Annotated in this window: 15 protein-coding genes; 5 read left to right on the top strand and 10 right to left on the bottom strand. The window is 65.8% G+C overall.

Features of this window, described 5'->3' with window-relative positions:
- Positions 1-267 precede the first annotated feature (267 nt).
- On the top strand, positions 268-1,434 hold the full coding sequence (carA, locus tag ACP69S_RS14725; protein ID WP_425998431.1) for a glutamine-hydrolyzing carbamoyl-phosphate synthase small subunit: 1,167 nt from the start codon (positions 268-270) through the stop codon (positions 1,432-1,434).
- A gap of 4 nt (positions 1,435-1,438) precedes the next feature.
- Here the strand turns inward: carA and ACP69S_RS14720 are convergent, their stop codons facing one another.
- On the bottom strand, positions 1,439-1,882 hold the full coding sequence (locus ACP69S_RS14720) for an RrF2 family transcriptional regulator (protein WP_425998429.1): 444 nt from the start codon (positions 1,880-1,882) through the stop codon (positions 1,439-1,441).
- 103 nt (positions 1,883-1,985) lie between these two features.
- Between ACP69S_RS14720 and ACP69S_RS14715 the strand changes: the two genes are divergently transcribed.
- Positions 1,986-2,363 (top strand): group I truncated hemoglobin, encoded by a 378-nt coding sequence (locus tag ACP69S_RS14715; RefSeq protein ID WP_425998427.1) that lies wholly within the window; start codon positions 1,986-1,988, stop codon positions 2,361-2,363.
- Between the two features lie 110 nt (positions 2,364-2,473).
- On the opposite strand, the gene ACP69S_RS14710 is transcribed toward ACP69S_RS14715, so the two are convergent.
- The 6 genes from ACP69S_RS14710 to putA form a co-directional block, all read right to left on the bottom strand.
- Positions 2,474-4,093: a carboxylesterase/lipase family protein gene (locus tag ACP69S_RS14710; RefSeq protein WP_425998425.1), complete on the bottom strand. Its 1,620-nt coding sequence runs from the start codon at positions 4,091-4,093 to the stop codon at positions 2,474-2,476.
- A 71-nt stretch (positions 4,094-4,164) separates the two neighbouring features.
- Complete coding sequence (locus tag ACP69S_RS14705) at positions 4,165-5,487, bottom strand: glycoside hydrolase 5 family protein (protein ID WP_425998423.1); 1,323 nt, start codon at positions 5,485-5,487, stop codon at positions 4,165-4,167.
- 225 nt (positions 5,488-5,712) lie between these two features.
- The gene (locus ACP69S_RS14700) at positions 5,713-6,027 is read right to left on the bottom strand and encodes an ACT domain-containing protein (RefSeq protein ID WP_425998421.1); all 315 of its coding nucleotides are present in this window, start codon (positions 6,025-6,027) and stop codon (positions 5,713-5,715) included.
- A complete protein-coding gene (locus ACP69S_RS14695) occupies positions 6,024-6,311 on the bottom strand; it encodes a type II toxin-antitoxin system RelE/ParE family toxin (RefSeq protein WP_425998419.1) in 288 nt (95 codons plus the stop codon). Before ACP69S_RS14695 ends, ACP69S_RS14700 begins: the two co-directional genes overlap by 4 nt.
- Entirely contained in the window at positions 6,308-6,571 is a 264-nt protein-coding gene (locus tag ACP69S_RS14690) for an antitoxin (RefSeq protein ID WP_425998417.1), read from the bottom strand. The genes ACP69S_RS14695 and ACP69S_RS14690 overlap by 4 nt, the downstream gene beginning before the upstream one ends.
- A gap of 40 nt (positions 6,572-6,611) precedes the next feature.
- Entirely contained in the window at positions 6,612-9,701 is a 3,090-nt protein-coding gene (gene putA / locus ACP69S_RS14685) for a bifunctional proline dehydrogenase/L-glutamate gamma-semialdehyde dehydrogenase PutA (RefSeq protein WP_425998415.1), read from the bottom strand.
- Between the two features lie 433 nt (positions 9,702-10,134).
- On the opposite strand from putA, the gene ACP69S_RS14680 reads away from it, so the two are divergent.
- Both ACP69S_RS14680 and ACP69S_RS14675 read left to right on the top strand, forming a co-directional pair.
- Positions 10,135-10,602 (top strand): Lrp/AsnC ligand binding domain-containing protein, encoded by a 468-nt coding sequence (locus tag ACP69S_RS14680; RefSeq protein ID WP_425998413.1) that lies wholly within the window; start codon positions 10,135-10,137, stop codon positions 10,600-10,602.
- Between the two features lie 107 nt (positions 10,603-10,709).
- Complete coding sequence (locus ACP69S_RS14675; RefSeq protein WP_425998411.1) at positions 10,710-11,858, top strand: hypothetical protein; 1,149 nt, start codon at positions 10,710-10,712, stop codon at positions 11,856-11,858.
- Between the two features lie 117 nt (positions 11,859-11,975).
- Here the strand turns inward: ACP69S_RS14675 and ACP69S_RS14670 are convergent, their stop codons facing one another.
- The 3 genes from ACP69S_RS14670 to ACP69S_RS14660 are packed head-to-tail and all read right to left on the bottom strand — an operon-like array spanning position 11,976 to position 17,691.
- The gene (locus tag ACP69S_RS14670; RefSeq protein ID WP_425998409.1) at positions 11,976-13,388 is read right to left on the bottom strand and encodes an efflux transporter outer membrane subunit; all 1,413 of its coding nucleotides are present in this window, start codon (positions 13,386-13,388) and stop codon (positions 11,976-11,978) included.
- Positions 13,389-13,419: 31 nt separating this feature from the next.
- A complete protein-coding gene (locus tag ACP69S_RS14665) occupies positions 13,420-16,533 on the bottom strand; it encodes an efflux RND transporter permease subunit (protein WP_425998407.1) in 3,114 nt (1,037 codons plus the stop codon).
- A gap of 12 nt (positions 16,534-16,545) precedes the next feature.
- Positions 16,546-17,691, bottom strand: a complete 1,146-nt coding sequence (locus ACP69S_RS14660) for an efflux RND transporter periplasmic adaptor subunit (protein ID WP_425998406.1) — start codon at positions 17,689-17,691, stop codon at positions 16,546-16,548.
- A gap of 187 nt (positions 17,692-17,878) precedes the next feature.
- Between ACP69S_RS14660 and ACP69S_RS14655 the strand changes: the two genes are divergently transcribed.
- Positions 17,879-18,475 (top strand): TetR/AcrR family transcriptional regulator, encoded by a 597-nt coding sequence (locus ACP69S_RS14655; protein WP_425998404.1) that lies wholly within the window; start codon positions 17,879-17,881, stop codon positions 18,473-18,475.
- The last annotated feature ends 505 nt before the right edge of the window (positions 18,476-18,980 follow it).

The following is an 18,980-nucleotide window of genomic DNA, read 5'->3' as shown; positions in this document are numbered from 1 at the left end:
TTGCACCATTAGGGATCGCGACGCGCCCCGGCGAGAGGGCTCATTGGGATATCACGGGAATGTGGCGGCGCGGCCGGACTCCCGTGATCGAAGGGGTTGACCCCCCCTCCGCCACCCCCTAGATACGCCGCCGTTTGCGCGGCGGTCGGGCCAGAAGCCTGACCGCTTTCTTGCAGGAAGATGCTCGGGCGCGCCGGGCTAGGCGGGGTTACCCCCGGCCTGTCTTTTTGCGACAATGGCCACGCGTTTTTAGGAGGCGCTCCCGAGATGTCTAAAGACCTTCTCCCCGGCGTTACCGGTGTCTTGGCCCTGGCCGATGGCACGATCCTGCAAGGCGTAGGCTGCGGCGCGGTCGGCGATGCGGTCGGCGAGGTGTGTTTCAACACCGCCATGACCGGCTATCAGGAAATCCTGACCGACCCGTCCTACATGGCCCAGATCGTGGCCTTCACCTTCCCGCACATCGGCAATGTCGGGACCAACACCGAGGACCTCGAACAGATGTCCGGCGCGTCGGAAACAGCAGCCCGGGGCGCGATCTTCCGCGAGGTTCCGACCGATCCGGCAAGCTGGCGCGCCAATAGCGACTTCGACGGCTGGATGAAGCGTCGCGGCATGGTCGGCCTGGCCGGCGTCGACACCCGCGCCCTGACCCGCAAGATCCGCGAGACCGGCATGCCGCACGGCGTCATCGCCCACTCGCCCGACGGCGTGTTCGACCTGGAAGCCCTGGTCGCCAAGGCCCGCGAATGGTCGGGCCTGGAAGGCCTGGACCTGGCCAAGGACGCCTCGACTACCCAGACCTTCACCTGGGACGAGGGCCTGTGGTCGTGGCCGGAAGGCTACGCCAAGCTCGACAAGCCGAAGTACGAGGTCGTGGTCCTCGACTACGGCGTCAAGCGCAACATCCTGCGGGCCCTGGCCCATGTCGGCGCCCGCGCCACGGTAGTGCCGGCCAATACCTCGGCCGAGGACATCCTGGCCCGCAATCCCGACGGCGTGCTGCTGTCCAACGGCCCGGGCGACCCGGCCGCGACCGGCGAATATGCGGTGCCCGAGATCCGTAAGCTGGTCGCCAGCGGCAAGCCGGTGTTCGGTATCTGCCTGGGCCACCAGATGCTGGCCCTCGCGCTCGGCGCCAAGACAGTGAAGATGGAACAGGGCCACCACGGGGCCAATCACCCGGTCAAGGACCTCACGACCGGCAAGGTCGAGATCGTCTCGATGAACCACGGCTTCACGGTAGACAGCGCCAGCCTGCCGGCCCTGGTCACGGGGACCCATGTCTCGCTGTTCGACGGCACCAATGCCGGCATCCAGCTGACGGACAAGCCGGTGTTCTCGGTGCAGCACCATCCCGAAGCCTCGCCCGGCCCGACCGACAGCCTCTACCTGTTCGAGCGCTTCGCCGGCCTGATGGACGCGGCGAAGTAGGACCTCAAGACGCGGCCGGCTCGCCTAGCAGGGTCATGAGCTGGCCGCCATTGGTCGCCAGATCGGCCACGGTGTAGCGATCAAGCACAGCAAGATAGGCGTTCAACGCCTCGTGCAGTCGCGCCTTGAGCAGGCACGCCGCGGCCAGGGGGCAGGTGTTGGTCTCCATCTCGAAACACTCGACCAGGGCCAGGCTGTCTTCGGTGTCGCGTACGACCTGGCCTATTCGGATGCTGTCGGCCGGCCGGGCCAGCTTCACCCCGCCGCCTCGCCCTGGCGAAGTCGTCAGATAGCCCAGGCCGCGCAGGCGCTGGATCACCTTGACCAGATGGTTCTGCGAAATGCCGTAGCGCCTGGCGATCTCCGGCGCCGTTGCGCTCTTCCCGTTTCCCGCGGCCAGGAAGATCAACGTCCGCAACGCGTAGTCGGTGTGCAGGGTCAGACGCATCGGGGAACCATGTTCGTCAAATCAGTTGCGAGCTTGATCATAAGTGGTATGTAGCGCACCAGTTTAAAACTGGTATCTCAAACACCACTTAATCGGACGTCTCATGACCCTCTACGAACGCATAGGCGGCGCCCCCGCTGTGAAGGCCGCTGTCGACATCTTCTATGGCAAGGTGCTGGCCGACGACCGTATCGCCCACTTCTTCGACGGCGTGGACATGGCCAATCAGGCTGGCAAGCAACGCGCTTTTCTGGTGATGGCCTTTGGTGGCCCCAATACCTACACCGGCGCCGACATGCGTCGCGGTCACGCCCATCTGGTGGCGCGGGGCCTCAACGACGGCCACTTCGACGCCGTGGTCGAGAACCTGGCCGCCACCCTGACCGAGCTGGGCGTCAGCACCGCGGACATCGGTGAAGTGGCCAAGATCGCCGAGAGCGTCCGCGACGACGTCCTGGGCCGCGAGCCTGCTCTGGCCTAGAGCCCTTTCCGACTTAATGGCTTCATCAGGGTCGGGCGAAAAGGGCTCTAAATCAGAAGTTTAGAGCATTTTTCGATCCGATAACCGTTTCACACTTATCGGAAAATGCTCTAGGTCCCGAACTGCGTGAACGGGACCTTGTTGAAGAGCTCCCGTTCCGCCCCGCGCGGATCGTCGGCCAGCTTCGAGGGCGTGTTGAACACCATCGTCTGGCGGCGGGGCAGGGTGTAGGGCTCCCACGCCGGGATCGCGGCGGTGTTGGGATTGCCGGTGCGGGCAAACGCGATGAAGGCGTCGCTCATCTGGTTGGACATGGCCACCGAGTCCGCGCCGCCGTCGGCCAGCGAGCCCTTCGCCGTCACAGTGCCGAACACCAGGGCGATGTCGATGGTGTGGGGCGCGCCCCAGACGCCGCCGTCCCGGGGCGAGCGCCAGTCGACCTGATAGACATAGGCCGGCGCGCCGGCTCTGGCCCGCTCCTCGGCCTGGATGATCGCCGCCTTCCACGAGCGGCCTGCCGTCGAGGCGGCGAAGAACACGTCGGACGGCGAATAGTCCGGATAGATCTTGCGATAGGCAGCGGCCACTGTGGCCGGGTCGATGTCGACGCGGGCGTTGAACTGGCCGGGCAGGCGGGCGATCACTTCGTCCCAGGTCAGCTCCAGCATCTTCTTGTCGTAACCGACGAAGCCACGCGTCTCGTCGTGGGTGTTGCCGACCATCATCGGCACGCCCAGGCCCTGAGGCGCGGCGTCGGGGAAGAACGGATGGCGGGTGAGGGACCGCTCGTCCAGCACCGGACCCATATAGACGCCGCCCGAGCCCGCGACGGGATCGATGGCCTTCAACCCGTTCAGCAATTGGTCGGCGGGCAGGGCGCGCAGTTGGGCCAACTCGCTGATCCCCAGCTTGTCGACAAACAGCTGAGCGCGCTTGGTGGCGTTGAACGGGCCGCCCACCGTGACCTGCTGGCCGCTCATGGTGACGGCGCGATGGAACAGGCCCTTGGCCGCCGGCATGGCCATCAGGGTGGCGATCTTGCCCCCGCCGCCGGACTGTCCAAACACCGTGACATTGCCCGGATCACCGCCGAAGGTCGCGATGTTGTCGCGCACCCATTCCAAGGCCAGAACGAGGTCCAGCTGACCGACATTGCCGCTGTCGGCAACGCTGGGATCGTTGAAGAGGCGCGCCAGATAGAGATAGCCGAAGGCGTTGAGCCGATGATTGACGGTGACCACCACCACGTCGCCGCGCTTGGACAGTCCGGTCCCATCATAGAGCGGGCTGCCGCCCGAGCCGCCGTTATAGGCGCCGCCGTGGATGTAGACCATCACCGGCCGCTTGACGCCGTCGGCGAGGCCCTTCTTGCCGGTTTTCGCAGGCGTCCAGACGTTGAGGAACAGGCAGTCTTCGGACAGCGTCTCGCCATCCTCGCCCTTGCCCGTCTGCATCGAGGCCGCGCCATAGGTCAGGGCGTCCTTGGTGTCGGACCAGGGTTGCGGCCGGATCGGCGGCATGAAGCGGCGGGCGCCGCCCGTGTCGGCCCCATAACGCAGGCCTTTAAAGGCGTGGACCCCCTCGGCGCTCGCGCCACGCACCTTGCCGGCGGTGGTCGCCACGACGGGCGAGCGCGCCGCGCCGGCTGCCAGGCCTGCGGACGGCGTCAAGGCAGCCGCGCCCGCGGCGAGCAGCAGGCCTCGACGGTCGAGGGTGTGGCGGGTGTCCATGGCGTCCTCCAGCGGCTTCTGACGAGCTTGTGGCTAGGGTTACCACAAGCAATGACACCGGTGGACAGGATTTAGAGTCGGGCGACCGCCTTGGCGTGCTCGGCGACGACAGACAGCGTCGAGATGTCGGCGTCGAACACCCCGAACAGGCCTTGCTCTTCCTGCGGTGGGTCGCCGACCAAGCTGGTGTCGCCGCGCTTGAACCAGGCGTCCGGCTGCTGGGCGCGACCCTCGCCGTTCCAGGCCCAGAAGTTGGTGCCCGCCACCGGGCCGCCGGCCTTCATATCGGCCAGGGTCATGTCGAAGATCGTCTTGTAGAAGCGGTCCTTGTAGGTGGCCGCCGCGCCGGGCGCGAAGGCGCGGTCGTCGCGGATCAGACCAAACTCCTCGATCACCAGCGGCTTGTTCAGCCCCTTGGCCAAGGCGATGTGACGCGTGACATAGTCGCGGCACTTGGCCTCGCCGGCCTCGTAGGTCCCGGGCTGGTCCTTGAAGGCGATCCAGCTCCAGTTGTTGGGCCAGACATGCAAGGTCATGTAGTCGATGGAGGCGGGCTTGTGCGCCTCGACCACGCAGGCCTCGCGCTCCAGGCAGCCCATCGCGCCCTCGCTGCCGGTCGAGACCAGGTGATGTCGGTCTATCGATTTGATGTAGGTAGCTGTCTCGTCGATCCAGCGATAATAGGTCGGCAGGTTCTTGACCCCGAAGTCCTCGGTCCCCCCCGGACGCGGCTCGTTGGCCAGTTGCCAGGCCATGATGGTCGGGTCGTTGCGATAGGGCTTGCCGGTGATGGCGCTGGTGCGGCCGACCACGGCGCGGATGAAGTGGCGGAACAGGGCGTTGGCCTTGGCGTCGCCGTAGAAGCGGGCCGAGTAGTCTGGATATTCCGGCCAGGGATGGGCGGGGTCGCCCTGCTGGAACCATGTCCCGTTTCCGGTCCAGTTCAGATAGGCCGGCATGCCGCCCGACCAATCCCAGAAATTGTTGAGATAGATCACGGCCTTCATGTCGCGCCTGGCCATCTCGGCCAGCAGGAAATCCAGGCCCGTCAGCAGGTCCGCGCTGTAGTCCTCGCCAGGTCCCCGAAAGGTGGGATCCATCGCCACCTTGGCCGGTGAGCGCTCGCCCGAGCCCAGCACCCGCAGATTGGTGACGCCCAGGCTCTTGAGCTTGTCGAGTTCACGCCCCAGCCGGGCGCGGTCGCCATAGGCGGCGGGGGAGCCCAGCCACGCGCCGTACCAGAGATTGGTCCCGACGAAGCGATACGGCTTGCCATCCAGGACCAGCTTGCCGCCGGCGACGCCTACGAACCCCTTGGGCTTGGCGGTCGCGGCGCCTAGGGCGGGCGTGGCGGCCAAAGCCGCCAGCATGGCGCGGCGGGAAAGGGTCGTCATGAAGTGTCCTCCGTCGCGCTCTCTGCCGGCGCGCCAGCGGCGACAATGGCTTGACCGGGTAGCGCTAACAACCGCCTGGATCATTTTCACGACCAGCTTAGTTCATGCCCGCGAGGGTTGTGAAGCCTGAAGCGTTTATCGCGCTTGGGCAGCGACCGCGCGCAGGATGTCAATTGCCTCTTCGGCGCGGTCGGCGGGCACGAACAGATGGTCGTGAAAATAGCCCTAGGCCGGGTTCACACCGATGCCGGCCGCCGCCAGCGGCGGCAGCAAGGCGGCCAGGAAGCCGACGGCCTCCAGCGACGAATGGATGTTCAGAGTAATCCGCCGGCAGGGGAATATGCAGGTCAAGCGCGCCGCCTCAGCTTCGTCCCGCCTTAGGATCAGGGTCAGGCCTTCGGCCTCGCCATAGGTCATTAGCGGCGTGACGCCTCGCGGGACCGCGTCGCCGGGCGGCAGGGTGGCGAACATCCAGACCTCGTCGCTGAGGACGGGCTCCATTGCGGCCGGCAGGGCGGAGAGGGTGGTTTCACCGCTCACGGCTGGCGATCCTCCAAACCATGCCAGATCCGGGTGATGATCACGCGTGATCCACCGACGCGGTAGCGGAGGACATAAGCGCTCCGGCCGAATGGAATGTTGATCTCACGGGCTGTCCGCCCGACCAGGCGCCCTCGCATCGGCGCTTCAACCAGGCTGTCCAAGGCCGTTTCAAAGAGCAAGCCTAGCCGGGCGGCGGCTATGGGACTATGAGCGGAAAGCTGGAGGTCGAGACGGCGTAGCTCCTCTTGGGCCCGAGCCGAGATTGAAACGGTGAAGCTCAATCCGCGCCCTTGCCGAAGCGGCGCAGCCGGCTGCGGAAATCGTCCAGCGAGATTGCCGGTTCCTCACCCCGTTCGACGGCGTCGGCGATGGCTTCGTCAATAGCCGGGTCAGGATCGATCGTCGCGGCAGGCAGGCTCGCAAGCCCTACGTTGATCAGCGCCAAGGCATAGGCCTCTGGAGACATGTCCGCGCGACTCGCCGCCGCCTTCAGCTTGGCGGCCTGCTCGTTGTCGATGTGAATGTCGAAGCCGTCGGCCATGAGCTAAGGGTCTCGCCCATGGCCGTTCACGTCAAGCCACTTACAGGTTCAACAACGCCGGGTCTCCGCCCTGGGCCGTGATGTTGATGCTCAGCGCCCGCTCGACCGCGTAGCGGAGCAGGGCGTGGGGGCCGCCGGCCTTGGGGCCGGTGCCCGACAGGCCTTCGCCGCCGAACGGCTGCACGCCGACGACCGCGCCGGTCATGGAGCGATTGACATAGGTGTTGCCGGCCGGGACCAGGCGCTGGACGTCGGCGGCGAAGCTCTCGATCCGCGAATGGATACCCAGGGTCAGGCCATAGCGGCGGGCCGCCAGGGCGCCGCCCACCTGTTCCAGATCCTCGGGCGCGTAGCGGACCACGTGCAGGACGGGGCCGAACACCTCCCGCTCCAGGAAGTCGGCGGCGGGGATCTCGGCCAGGACCGGAGCGAAGAAGGTGCCGGCGGCCGGGGTTTTCAGGGCGTGGAGGATCTTGGCCTCGTGCTTCAGGCGGACCATGTGCTTGTCCAGCGCGCCCTTGGCGTCGGCGTCGATCACCGGGCCGACGTCGGTGACGGCCAAGGCTGGATCGCCCAGCACCAGGGCGTCCATCGCGCCCTTCAAGCCCTCGATGATGTGGTCGGCGGTGTCATGGGGCAGGAACAGCAGGCGCAGGGCCGAGCAGCGTTGGCCGGCCGAGCCGAAGGCCGAGAGTATGACGTCGTCGATCACCTGTTCGCGCTGGGCGGTGGTGTCGACGAACATGCCGTTGAGGCCGCCGGTTTCAGCGATGAACGGCACGATGGGGCCCTGGCGCTGGGCGAGCGTCTGGTTGATGCGCCAAGCGGTGTCGGTGCCGCCGGTGAAGGCCGCGCCGTCCAAGCCTTCGTGGCTGGTCAGCACGGCGCCGACGGTCTCGCCGCGACCCGGCAGCAGGGCCAGCAGGCGCGGGTCGAGGCCCGCTGCGTGATAGAGCTTCACAGCCTCCATGGCGATCAGCGGGGTCTGTTCGGCGGGCTTGGCCAACACGGCGTTGCCGGCGGCGAGAGCAGCGGCGATCTGGCCTGTGAAGATGGCCAGCGGGAAGTTCCACGGGCTGATGCAGACGAACACGCCGCGACCGGCCAGGCGCAGCACGTTGGTCTCGCCGACCGGCCCCTTCAGCACCTCGCCGTCGCCGAACTGGTCTTCGGCGAGCACCGCGTAGTAGCGGCAGAAGTCGGCGGCTTCCCGGACCTCGGCGATGCCGTCGCTCAGGGTCTTGCCGGCTTCACGCGACAGGATGGCGATCAAGCGGTCGATATTGGCTTCCAGGGCGTCACCCATGGCCCGCAGCACCTTGGCGCGCGCAGCGCCGCCGGAGCGGTCCCAGGCCGGTTGCGCGGCGCGGGCCAGCTTGAACGCCTGGTCGATCTGCGGCAGCTGGGCTTCCGAGACCACGCCGACGACGCGGCCATGGTCTGAGGGGCTGACCACCGGCTGCGGTGTCGCGCCGGCCGACATCTTGCCGCCGACCAGAGGGCCCGCTGAGAGGGTCACTGCGTCCAACTGGGCGAGGGCGGCGGTCAGGCGGTCGCGCTCCACCTTGGTCGACAGGTCTATACCGGTCGAATTCTGGCGGCGGTCGCCATAGACATTGATCGGGGTCGGGATCTTGGCGTGGCGGTCGGGATGGGCCTCGACGGCGTCGATGGGGTCGACAATGACCTTCTCGACCGGCACCCGCTCATCGAGCAGGGCGTGGACGAAGCTGGTATTGGCGCCGTTCTCAAGCAGGCGGCGGACCAGATAGGGCAGCAGCTCCTCATGACCGCCGACCGGGGCATAAGCCCGCACGGTCAGGCCGTCATAGAGGTCGTCGGCGGCCTTATACAGAGCCTCGCCCATGCCATGCAGGCGCTGGTGTTCGATCTCGACGCCGGCGTTTCTGGCCATCCGCACCACGGCCGCCAGGGTGTGGGCGTTGTGGGTGGCGAACTGGGCGTAGAGGTGCGGGGCGGCGGCGATCAGGGCCTTGGCGCAGACGAGGTACGAAAGGTCGGTGGCCGGCTTGGTCGAATAGACCGGATAGTCCGGTCGCCCGGCGACCTGGGCGCGCTTGATCTCGCTGTCCCAATAGGCGCCCTTGACCAGACGCACCATCAGGCGGCGGCCGGTCTCTTGGGAGAGGGCGGCCAAGCGCGCGATCACCTCGGGGCAGCGCTTCTGATAGGCCTGAACGGCAAGGCCCAGACCGGTCCACTGGCCCAGTTCCGGCTCGCGGCACAGGCGGTCCAGCAGCTTCAACGACAGGGCCAGGCGGTCGGCTTCCTCGGCGTCGATGGTAAAATTTAGATCATATTTCGCGGCGATCAGGGCCAGGCGCAGGACGCGCGGATAGAGCTCGTCCCAGACCCGGGCCTCTTGCGTGGCTTCATAGCGCGGGGTCAGGGCTGACAGCTTGACCGACACGCCATGACCAGTTTCCGGGCCAGCCTTGTTCGACAATTTTCCAACGGTCTGAATGGCGTCGGCATACGACTTCTCATACCGCTCGGCGTCGGCGGCGGTGCGGGCGCCTTCGCCCAGCATGTCGAAGCTGCAGATGTCGCCATCGTGGGCGGCGCGCTTGATGGCCGCCTCGATGGTGCGGCCCAGCACGAACTGCTCGCCCATGATGCGGATGGCCTGGCCGACGGCGGCGCGGATCACCGGCTCGCCCAGACGGCCGGCGATCTTCTTGATGAAGCCGGGCAGGTCGTTCCTGGCCTGGACGTCAGGCTCGACGATCTTGCCAGTCAGCATCAGGCCCCAGGTCGAGGCGTTGACGAACAGGCTGTCGCTGCCGCCCAGGTGGCTGGCCCAGTCGGCCGAGCCGATCTTCTCGGCGATCAATTTGTCCCGAGTGTCGTCGTCGGGCGTGCGCAGCAGGGCCTCGGCCAGGCACATCAGGGCCAGGCCCTCGCGGGTGCCCAGGGAAAACTCCTGCAGGAAGCTCTCGACCACGCCCTGCTTGCGGACGCTGCGGCGGGCGCCGCGGACCAGGGCCTCGGCCTCGGCGCGGACGGCGGCGCGGTCTTCCGAGGTCATCGGCGCGGCGGCCAGCAGGTCGCTGATCACGGCGGCCTCGTCGCGATACTTGCCGTTGTCGAGGCTGTCCCAGTCGGTCATGCGCTTCGCCCTTGGGGTGGTTTGATGATCAACGGTATAAGTAGCCTTGGGCTGAATGTGCTTCGTTTGTGAGCCGGTCTGATTGCAGGAAATTCGTCGATTAACCCGCCAGCCGCATGTTTGCTCCAGCCGTGTGGGTGAAGGCTGAACTGCCGTGGACGCGATCAGAATGGCGCTTAAAGGGAGAGGTGGGAAGGGACGCGACTGGGGGGGAGGCCGCGCGTCCCTTCCGCTCTCGGCGGCGCCTTTGGGGGATAAGGCGCCGCTGGTGTCCCCTCTTCAGGATGGGGACAGGTCCCAGGGACTCCGGGCGCCGTCTGGAGGAACGGCGGTGCGAAACCGACTAGGGCGATTGATGGTGTAAAGCCAAGTTTGCTGAATGTGCTTTGTTTATGACAGTTATTTTCCGAACGATCTTCGATGAAAGGTGAAAATGGCCATTTCCACTCTTGATGACACCGATCGCCGGCTTTTACGGGTGCTGCAGGCCGATGGCCGCATCACCAACGCCGAGTTGGCCAAGCAGTGCAATCTGTCGCCGGCCGCCACCTTCGACCGCGTGCGCCGCCTGCGCGAGCGCGGCTACATCGTCGGCTATGCGGCCCTGTTGGACCCCGCCAAGGTTGATCGCGCCCTGCTGATCTTCGTCGAGGTGATGCTGGAGCGCACGACCGGCGAGGTGTTCGAGGACTTCGCCGCCGCCGTGCGTCGCGCGCCCGAGATCCTGGAGTGCCACATGGTGGCCGGCGGCTTCGACTACCTGATCAAGGCCCGCGTGCGCGACATGGAGGCCTATCGCGGGTTCCTCGGCGACATCCTGGTGAAGATGCCGGGGGTGCGCGAGACGCGGACCTATGCGGTGCTGGAAGAGGTGAAGAGCACGGTGCAGTTGCCGCTGTAGGGCGTGTGGGCTACGCCTGATTCAATTATCGCGTGTCGGGGGCGGGTTTGGCGAGAGTTCGAAGGGCGAGGGGTATTGCGCCGGATGGCGAGGTGCGGGCGTCGCCGTTGAAGGTGTGGGTGTGGACGATTGGGGGCTTCATCACTGTAGCCGTTCTTGTCGTTTGCTTTATTGACCTTCACCGGCGTGGAAATATCTATTTCGATATATTCATGGGTTTATTGATACTCGGAGCAGGTCTACTAGCGACGTATTCCGCCATTTCGCTCAAGGTGAGCTGCACGCGATTGCTCCCTGATCGTGTCCAAGACGCTGGTCTGTTTGGCCGCAACGTACTTCTACGAGCGGATGTCGTGGGTTTCCGCATCTTTGCCAGCACACTAGAACTGTGCGTCCGGCCTGGGGCCGGCAAAGGGCTGTGTCTGACAGCAGACGTACTTTCCAATCCTGTTTGGATCGCCTGGCTGCAAATATTGCCAGACCTTGATCAGATTGAAACCGCTCAAGAGCAGGAACGCCTAGAGGCGGACGAGCGATTTGGCTCTACGCCCGATAGGCGCAAAGACGCTGTGTCCCGCTTCGGGTTGGCAATATCGGTGCTCGATCTCTGCGGGATACCGCTTGGGGGATGGATATTGTTTTGGCCGCGTCCTTATGAGATCGCGGTCCTGTCAGGCGTTGTGGTGCCGCTCATAGTTCTAGCAATTGCCTTGCGCTGGCGTGGGGCGGTATCTCTTACGAGAGAAAAGCAGACGGTAGGTTTGTTCACGCTTTTTGCCCTTCCGGCCTGCACCCTTGGGCTTCGGGCAATGCTCGATCTCAATGTGTTTGACTGGTTACCAACGCTCATAGTGACGGGCTTGGTCACATCGCTCGCTGTCATGTTGATTTTCTTCATTGAGCAGAGGCGGACGGAGCGTTTTGCAGCGTTCTTTTTCTCGGCGGTGTGGGTATGGGGCGCTCTCAGTTTCGCGAATGTGCTTCTGGATGAATCCGCGCCCCAGAGAGTCCAAACGATATTGTACACAACTGGAGGTGAGGCAGATAATGATCCCACACTCTATTTGCGCAACATTTCCGCGCCTTACGATAAGTTCGGAGGTGTCAAAGTATCATCTAAGCGCTTCGCCAGTGCTCAACCTAATTCTGTTGTCTGCCTTGCGGTTCACAAAGGCCGCCTCGGCTGGCGATGGGGCTATGTCCGCGACTGCCTGCCCTGGCCGGTCCCACCGCCCGCGAGCAGCAAGCCCAAATAGGAGGAAGAGGCGCGCCCCAGGTTTGGGGGGAGGAGCGCGCCTCTTCGGGTTCGCCGTCATCGGGGGGGTGACGAGGCGAACCTCCCCCCGACCGTCGCCGGGGGTGGGGTAAGGTTCTCAGGTGGCGGGCGATCCGCCGCCGAGGACCTTGTAGAGGGTGACGAGGTTGATCGCACGGACCAGCCGCGCCGCGATCAGGGCCTGCTGGGCGCCGTAGAGCGTCCGCTGGGCGTCGAGCAGGGTCAGATTGCTGTCGAGACCCGCCTCGTTGCGCTGCCGGGCCAAGCGCTGGCTGTCAGCGGCGGCGGCGACCAGACGTTCCTGGGCGCCCACGCGGTCTGCGACGGTGTCGCGCACTGCCAAGGCGTCGGCGACCTCGCGGAAGGCCGTCTGCACGGTCTTCTCATAGGTGGCCACGGCGATGCCCTGGCTGGCGCGGGCGCCGTCCAGGCCGGCTTTGTTGGCCCCGCCCGCGAAGATCGGCAGGCTGATGCTGGGCGCGAAGCTCCAGGCGCCCGAGCCGCTCTTGAACAGGTCGCCAAGCTCGCCGCTGGCTGCGCCGGCCGAGCCGGTCAGGGCGATGCGCGGGAAGAAGGCCGCGCGGGCCGCGCCGATATTGGCGCTGGCGGCGGCCAGTTGGTGTTCGGCGGCCAGCACGTCGGGACGACGGGTCAGAACATCGGAAACCACGCCGGCCGGAAGGTCGGGCATGATCTGGGCGGTGATGAGACCGCCCGCCGGCATCAGGTCGGCGGGGACCTCGGCGCCGACGACCAGGCGCAGGGCGTTCCGGTCCTGGGCCACCTGGGCGACGAAGGCGGCGACGTCGGCCCGGGCCTGTTCGGCCAGGGTCTGGGCCTGGCGCAGGTCGAGGGTCGAGGCCGCGCCGGCGTCCACCCGGCTCTGGGTGAGCTTCAGGGACTGGTCGCGCGCGGCCAGGGTGTCGCGGGCCAGGGCCAGCAGGTCCTCGTCGGCGGCCAGGGTCAGCCAGGTTCCGGCGACTTCCGAGATCAGGCTGATCTGGGCGGCGCGGCTATTTTCGCGTACGGCCAGCCAGTTCTGGAGCGCGGCCTGGTTGAGGCTGCGGACGCGGCCAAACAGGTCCAGCTCATAGCCGGTGAAGCCGACGCTGGCGCTGTACTGTTCGGTTTCGATGGCCGAGCCGGACTGGCTGACCGACGCAGGGGTCCGGGCGCGCGAGCCCGAGAGGCCGGCATTGATGCCCGGCAACAGGGCGGCGCGCTGGACGCCGTACTGGGCACGGGCCCGCTCGATATTGAGCAGGGCGACGCGCAGGTCGCGGTTCTGGACCAGAGCCAGTTCGACGACGCCTTGCAGGCGAGGGGCCTCGAACACCTCGCGCCAGCCCAGATCGGCGGCGGAGACGGTTCCCGCCGGCTGGGCCGTCGGCCACGTCTGGGCGACCGGCAGGGCCGGGCGCTGGTGCGGCGGGGCCAGGGTGCAGGCGGTGAGAGAGGTCGCCGCCAGCAGGGTCAGGGTGAGGTTACGCAGAAGCATGGCTCTATGCATTTTGGGGGCTCTCCGCTGGAGTCGCGGGCGTTTATTCGACGCGCTTGTGTTTGGGTTTGAAGATCTTTTCGACGACCACGAAGAACAGCGGGACGAAGAAGATCGCCAGCAGGGTGCCCGAGAGCATGCCGCCGATCACGCCGGTGCCGATGGCGTGCTGGCTGCCCGAACCCGCGCCGTTGGAGATCGCCAGGGGCAGCACGCCGAAGATGAAGGCCAGCGAGGTCATGATGATCGGCCGCAGACGAATGCGGACGGCCTCCAGGGTGGCCTCGATCAGGGGCGTGCCCTTCTCATAGAGGTCCTTGGCGAACTCGACGATCAGGATGGCGTTCTTGGCGGCCAGACCCATGGTCGTCAGCAGTCCGACCTGGAAATAGACGTCGTTACTGAGGCCGCGCAGCGTTGTGGCCAGCAGGGCTCCGACCACGCCCAGCGGAATGACCATGATCACCGACAGCGGGATCGACCAGCTCTCGTAGAGCGCCGCCAGCAGCAGGAACACGACCAGGATCGAGATGGCGTACAGGGCGGGCGCCTGGTTGCCGGACTCGCGTTCCTGGGCCGACAGGCCGGTCCATTCATAGCCGATGCCCGGGGGCAGCTTGGCGGCGATCTCTTCCATGGCGGCCATGGCTGCGCCGGAGCTTTGGCCCGGAGCGGGCGTGCCCTGGATGTTGACCGACGCCAGGCCGTTATAGCGTTCCAGGCGCGGCGAGCCGTAGGTCCAGGCGGTGGTGGCGAAAGCCGAGAAGGGCACCATCTGGCCGGTGTTGTTGCGCACGTACCAGCGGTTCAGGTCTTCCGGCTTCATGCGGAACGGCGCGTCGGCCTGGACATAGACCTTCTTGATGCGGCCGCGGTCGATGAAGTCGTTGACGTAGGAGCCGCCCAGGGCCGTGCTGAGCGCCGCGTTGATGTCGGCGGTGGTCAGGCCCATGGAGCCGGCCTTGGCCTGGTCGACATCGATCCGCAGCTGCGGGGTGTCGTCCTGGCCGTTGGGGCGAACGCCTGCCAGCACCGGGTTCTGGGCGGCCATGCCCAGCATCATGTTGCGGGCGTTGATCAGGGCTTCGTGACCCACACCGCCGGTGTCCTGCAGCTGGAAGTCAAAGCCCGAGGCGTTGCCCAGCTCCTGAACCGCGGGCGGCACGATCGGGAAGACCATGGCGTCGCGGATCTGGGAGAAGGCGCCAAAGGCGCGGCCGGCCACGGCCGGAGCCTTCATCTGCGCGCTCTTGCGCTCCTCGAACGGCTTGAGGCTGATGAAGGCGATGCCGGCGTTCTGACCGGCGCCGGCGAAGCTGAAGCCGGAGACGGTGAAGATCGACTTGACCGCCTCGTCCTTGAGGAAGTGGGTTTCGACCTGCTTGAGCACGCCCTGGGTGCGCTCGTCGGTAGCGCCGGCCGGCAGCTGCACCAGGGTGTAGATGGTGCCCTGGTCTTCTTCGGGCAGGAACGAGCTCGGCATGCGCATGAACAGGAAGGCCATGACCAGGATGATCGCGCCATAGATGGCCATCCAGCGGACGCTCTTGCCCAGGATTCCGCGAACCGACCGCTGATAGTTGCGGCTGGCGTGATCGAAGCTGCGGTTGAACCAGCCGAAGAAGCCCTTGTCAGAGACCGTGTGGCCCTTGGCGACAGGCTTGAGCAGGGTGGCGCAAAGGGCCGGGGTCAGCACCAGGGCGACGACCACCGACAGCAGCATGGCCGAGACGATGGTGATCGAGAACTGGCGATAGATCACGCCCTGCGAGCCGCCGAAGAAGGCCATGGGCACGAACACGGCCGACAGCACCAGCGCGATGCCGATCAGGGCCCCGCTGATTTCCTTCATAGACTTGCGGGTGGCCTCGACGGGCGAGAGGCCTTCTTCGCTCATCACCCGTTCGACGTTCTCGACCACGACGATGGCGTCATCGACCAGCAGGCCAATGGCCAACACGATGCCGAACATGGTCAGGGTGTTGATCGAGTAGCCGAAGAGCGCCAGCACGCCGAAGGTGCCCAGAAGGACGACCGGGACGGCGATGGTCGGGATCAGGGTCGCGCGCCAGTTCTGCAGGAACAGGAACATGACGATGAAGACCAGGATCACCGCTTCGATCAGGGTCTTGACCACCTCATGGATCGACTGCTCGACGAAGGGCGTGGAGTCGTAGGGAACCACGTATTCGAAGCCGGCCGGGAAGCTCTTGGAGAGCTCGGTCATGCGGGCCTTGACCGCTTCGGCGGTGTTCAGGGCGTTGCCGCCGGGAGCCAGCTTGATGGCCAGGCCCGCGGCCGGGTGGCCGTTGAAGTGGCCGTTGTAGGAATAGCTTTCGGCGCCGAGCTCGACGCGGGCCACGTCGCTCAGATGGACGATGGCGCCGCCGGTGGTGTTCCTGACGATGATGGCGCGGAACTGCTCGGGGGTCTGCAGGCGCGACTGCGCCGAGATGGTGGCGTTCAGGGCCATGCCCGGCGCGGCGGGGGTGCCGCCCAACTGGCCGGCCGAGACCTGGGCGTTCTGGGCCCGGATGGCCGCCGTGACGTCGGTCGGGGTCAGCGAGAAGCTGGCCAGCTTGTCGGGGTCCAGCCAGATGCGCATGGCGTATTGCGCGCCGAACAGCTGGACGTCGCCCACGCCTTCGACGCGGCTCAGCGGGTCTTGCAGGTTGGCCGCGACATAGTCGGCCAGATCGACATTGGTCGTGCCCGGGGCCTTGGAATAAAGGCCCACGATCATCAGGAAGTTGCGGGTCGACTTGACCACACTGAGGCCCTGTTGCTGCACCTCTTGCGGCAGCAGCGCGGTGGCCGTCTGCAGCTTGTTCTGGACCTGCACTTGGGCGATATCGACATTGGTGCCAGCCTTGAAGGTCAGGGTCACCGTGGCCGAGCCGGAGCTGTCGCTGCTCGACGACATGTATTCGAGGCCATCCAGGCCCTTCATCTTCTGTTCGATGACCTGGGTGACGCTGTCCTCGACGGTCTTGGCCGAGGCGCCGGGATAGTTGGCGCTGACCGCGATCTGAGGCAGGGCGATGCTGGGATACTGGGCGATCGGCAGGGTGCGGATGGCGAGAATGCCGGCCAGCATGATGACGATGGCGATGACCCACGCGAAGATGGGCCTGTCGATAAAGAAGCGGGAAAGCATGGCGGACAGGCCTTAGCGTTGGGCGGTGATGACGGCGGCCTTTACGGGCGCACCGGGGCGGACCTTTTGCAGGCCCTCGACAATGACCTGATCGCCAGGCTTGAGGCCGCTGGTCACCAGCCACTTGTCGCCAATGGTCTGACTGGCGACGACCACGCGGGGCTCGGCCAGACTCTTGGCGCCGACGACCATCACGGTCGCATTGCCCTTGGGGTCGCGGCTGACGGCGGGTTGGGGGATCAGCATGCCGTTCTGGGCCGTGCCGGTGCTGAGCACCGCGCGGACATACATGCCCGGCAGCAGCACGCCATTGGGGTTGGCGAAGGTGGCGCGCAAACCGATCGAGCCGGTGGTCGGATCGACGGTGACGTCCGAGAATTCCAGGCGGCCGGCCGTGGGGTAGGTCGAGCCGTCCTCCAGCTTCAGAGTCACCTGGGCCGATCCCGAGCGACCCAACTGGCCGTTGGCCATGTCGCGTTGCAGCTTCAGAAGTTCGGCCGAGGACTGGGTCAGGTCGACATAGACCCTGGACATGTCCTGAACGGTGGCCAGGGCCGCAGTCTGGCTGGCGGTGACCAGAGCGCCGGGGGTCACCGAACTCTTGCCGATCCGACCCGAGATCGGGGCCGTTACGCGGGTGTAGCCAAGATTGATGCGGGCGGCATCGACGGAGGCTTTCTGGGCGGCGACATTGGCGGCGGCCTGCTGGCTGGCGGCCTGGGCGTCGTCATTGTCCTGGCGGCTGACGGCGCCGGTGGCGACCAGGGTCCCGAAGCGGTCGGCCTTCAGCTTGGCGGCGGTGTAGGCGGCCTGCGCGTGGGCCAGGCCCGCGGCAGCGCTGTTATAGGCGGCCTGATAGGTGGCGGCATCGATCTGGTACAGCGCCTGGCCGGCGCGGACATAGCCGCCCTCCTGGAAGAGGCGTGTCTTGACGATGCCCCCGACCTGCGGCCGCACTTCCGAAACCAGATAGGCTGAGGTTCGGCCCGCCAGTTCAGTGGTCAGATTCACCGGCTCGGTCCTGGCGACGATAACGCCGACATTGGACGGACCGCCCATGCCTTGCGCGCCGCCGGCGCCCTTTTGCCCGCAGGCGGCCAGGGTCAACGAAATAGCGGCGAGCGCGACGGCGGTCGCCGTCGAACGTTGGAATTGCATGTGAAACCCCGGAGGCGTCGGGTCCGCCGAGCTCTTGCCCTTGACGAAGCCGGTTTGATGAACAACATGAGAATGAACGTTCATTCTCATTCAAGGGTGGACATAAGTGCGAGGCTGTCGCAAGTCAACACCGACGGCCCGCTTTTTGGCTGACCTAACGGAAATGTAATGCGCAACGAGATTTGCAATGGGCGTTGAGGCGCAATCGGGCCGACCGACGGTGGAACTCCGGCGGCAGCAAATTCTCGACGCCGCTTGCGATCAGGTGCGGCTGTCCGGATTCCATGGCGCCAGCATGGCCGATATCGCCAAGGCCGCCGGCCTAAGCGTCGGCCAGATCTATCGATACTTCGAGAACAAGGAGGCGATCATCGCGGCCATCGTCGCCCAGGACCTAGCGGAGATGCGCGAGAAGTTCGCCGAACTGGAACTCCGGCCCGAACCGGTGCTGGACGCCATACTCGATCACCTGCCCGACGCGCTGGACAAGTGTTACGACCAGAGCCGGGCGGCTCTGGTGCTTGAGGTGCTGGCCGAGGCGGCGCGCAATCCCAAGGTCGCCGCCATCGTTCGCGCCGCAGACGCCCAGGAGCGACTCCTGGGCCTCAGGATGCTTGAGCGCACCCGCAAGCCGCATTGGAGCGACGCCGACTTCAAGGCTCGCGCAGAGATGATCGGCGTGCTGTTCGATGGCCTCGTAATGAGGGCGGTGAATAACCCCGATACCGACCGCGCCGCCCTCGCCATCGTGTTCCAGAGGGCGCTGAGAAGCATTCTGGACTGACCGCCCCGCCAAGGGGTCGACCTGACCGCAAGATTTTCCAACGAGCCTTGCCTCGCCGGGCCTTTGACCGGGCGATCACCCGCGCCTGACGCACAGTGTCGCGATCGTCGGTGGCCCTGGCTGGCCCCCTCTAGCCCTTGTGTCGGAGGTAGGGCCGAGCCGCGACGGGTTGATAAGGTTACCGCCTGCCGCGACCCTATGCCGCAGCGCCTATTCTTTATCCCGTAAATAGTCGTGTAAGTACTTTAGTGATTTGAGAGCCTATTTAAGGTTGTATTTCCGGCAAATTTGACGAATTCGCCGTCGAAAACCCATATCGCACGCGTTAACCATCCAGATTTACTCGGAATAAATTGCATGGGGCGAAATTGCAGACAGGCAAAAGCCTCCCGGCAGTCAAAATGACGTCGGGCATCCTCGAATAGGACCTCATTTCGCAATGGCGCTGAACAGCATCAACACGAACAGCGGCGCGCTTATCGCGCTGCAAAACCTGAACTCCACC

It is taken from the genome of Caulobacter sp. DWR1-3-2b1 (genome assembly GCF_049895765.1).
Classification (GTDB): Bacteria; Pseudomonadota; Alphaproteobacteria; order Caulobacterales; family Caulobacteraceae; genus Caulobacter.
This window is presented reverse-complemented; position numbering and strand designations above follow the sequence as displayed.

Excerpts from the sequence above, each read along its gene's own strand:
- ACP69S_RS14670 (WP_425998409.1), bottom strand. The coding sequence starts at position 13,388 with ATGCATAGAGCCATGCTTCTGCGTAACCTCACCCTGACCCTGCTGGCG.
- ACP69S_RS14655 (WP_425998404.1), top strand. The coding sequence starts at position 17,879 with ATGGGCGTTGAGGCGCAATCGGGCCGACCGACGGTGGAACTCCGGCGG.
- ACP69S_RS14705 (WP_425998423.1), bottom strand. The coding sequence starts at position 5,487 with ATGACGACCCTTTCCCGCCGCGCCATGCTGGCGGCTTTGGCCGCCACG.
- ACP69S_RS14660 (WP_425998406.1), bottom strand. The coding sequence starts at position 17,691 with ATGCAATTCCAACGTTCGACGGCGACCGCCGTCGCGCTCGCCGCTATT.
- putA (WP_425998415.1), bottom strand. The coding sequence starts at position 9,701 with ATGACCGACTGGGACAGCCTCGACAACGGCAAGTATCGCGACGAGGCC.
- ACP69S_RS14715 (WP_425998427.1), top strand. The coding sequence starts at position 1,986 with ATGACCCTCTACGAACGCATAGGCGGCGCCCCCGCTGTGAAGGCCGCT.
- ACP69S_RS14665 (WP_425998407.1), bottom strand. The coding sequence starts at position 16,533 with ATGCTTTCCCGCTTCTTTATCGACAGGCCCATCTTCGCGTGGGTCATC.
- ACP69S_RS14710 (WP_425998425.1), bottom strand. The coding sequence starts at position 4,093 with ATGGACACCCGCCACACCCTCGACCGTCGAGGCCTGCTGCTCGCCGCG.
- ACP69S_RS14720 (WP_425998429.1), bottom strand. The coding sequence starts at position 1,882 with ATGCGTCTGACCCTGCACACCGACTACGCGTTGCGGACGTTGATCTTC.
- carA (WP_425998431.1), top strand. The coding sequence starts at position 268 with ATGTCTAAAGACCTTCTCCCCGGCGTTACCGGTGTCTTGGCCCTGGCC.
- ACP69S_RS14680 (WP_425998413.1), top strand. The coding sequence starts at position 10,135 with ATGGCCATTTCCACTCTTGATGACACCGATCGCCGGCTTTTACGGGTG.
- ACP69S_RS14690 (WP_425998417.1), bottom strand. The coding sequence starts at position 6,571 with ATGGCCGACGGCTTCGACATTCACATCGACAACGAGCAGGCCGCCAAG.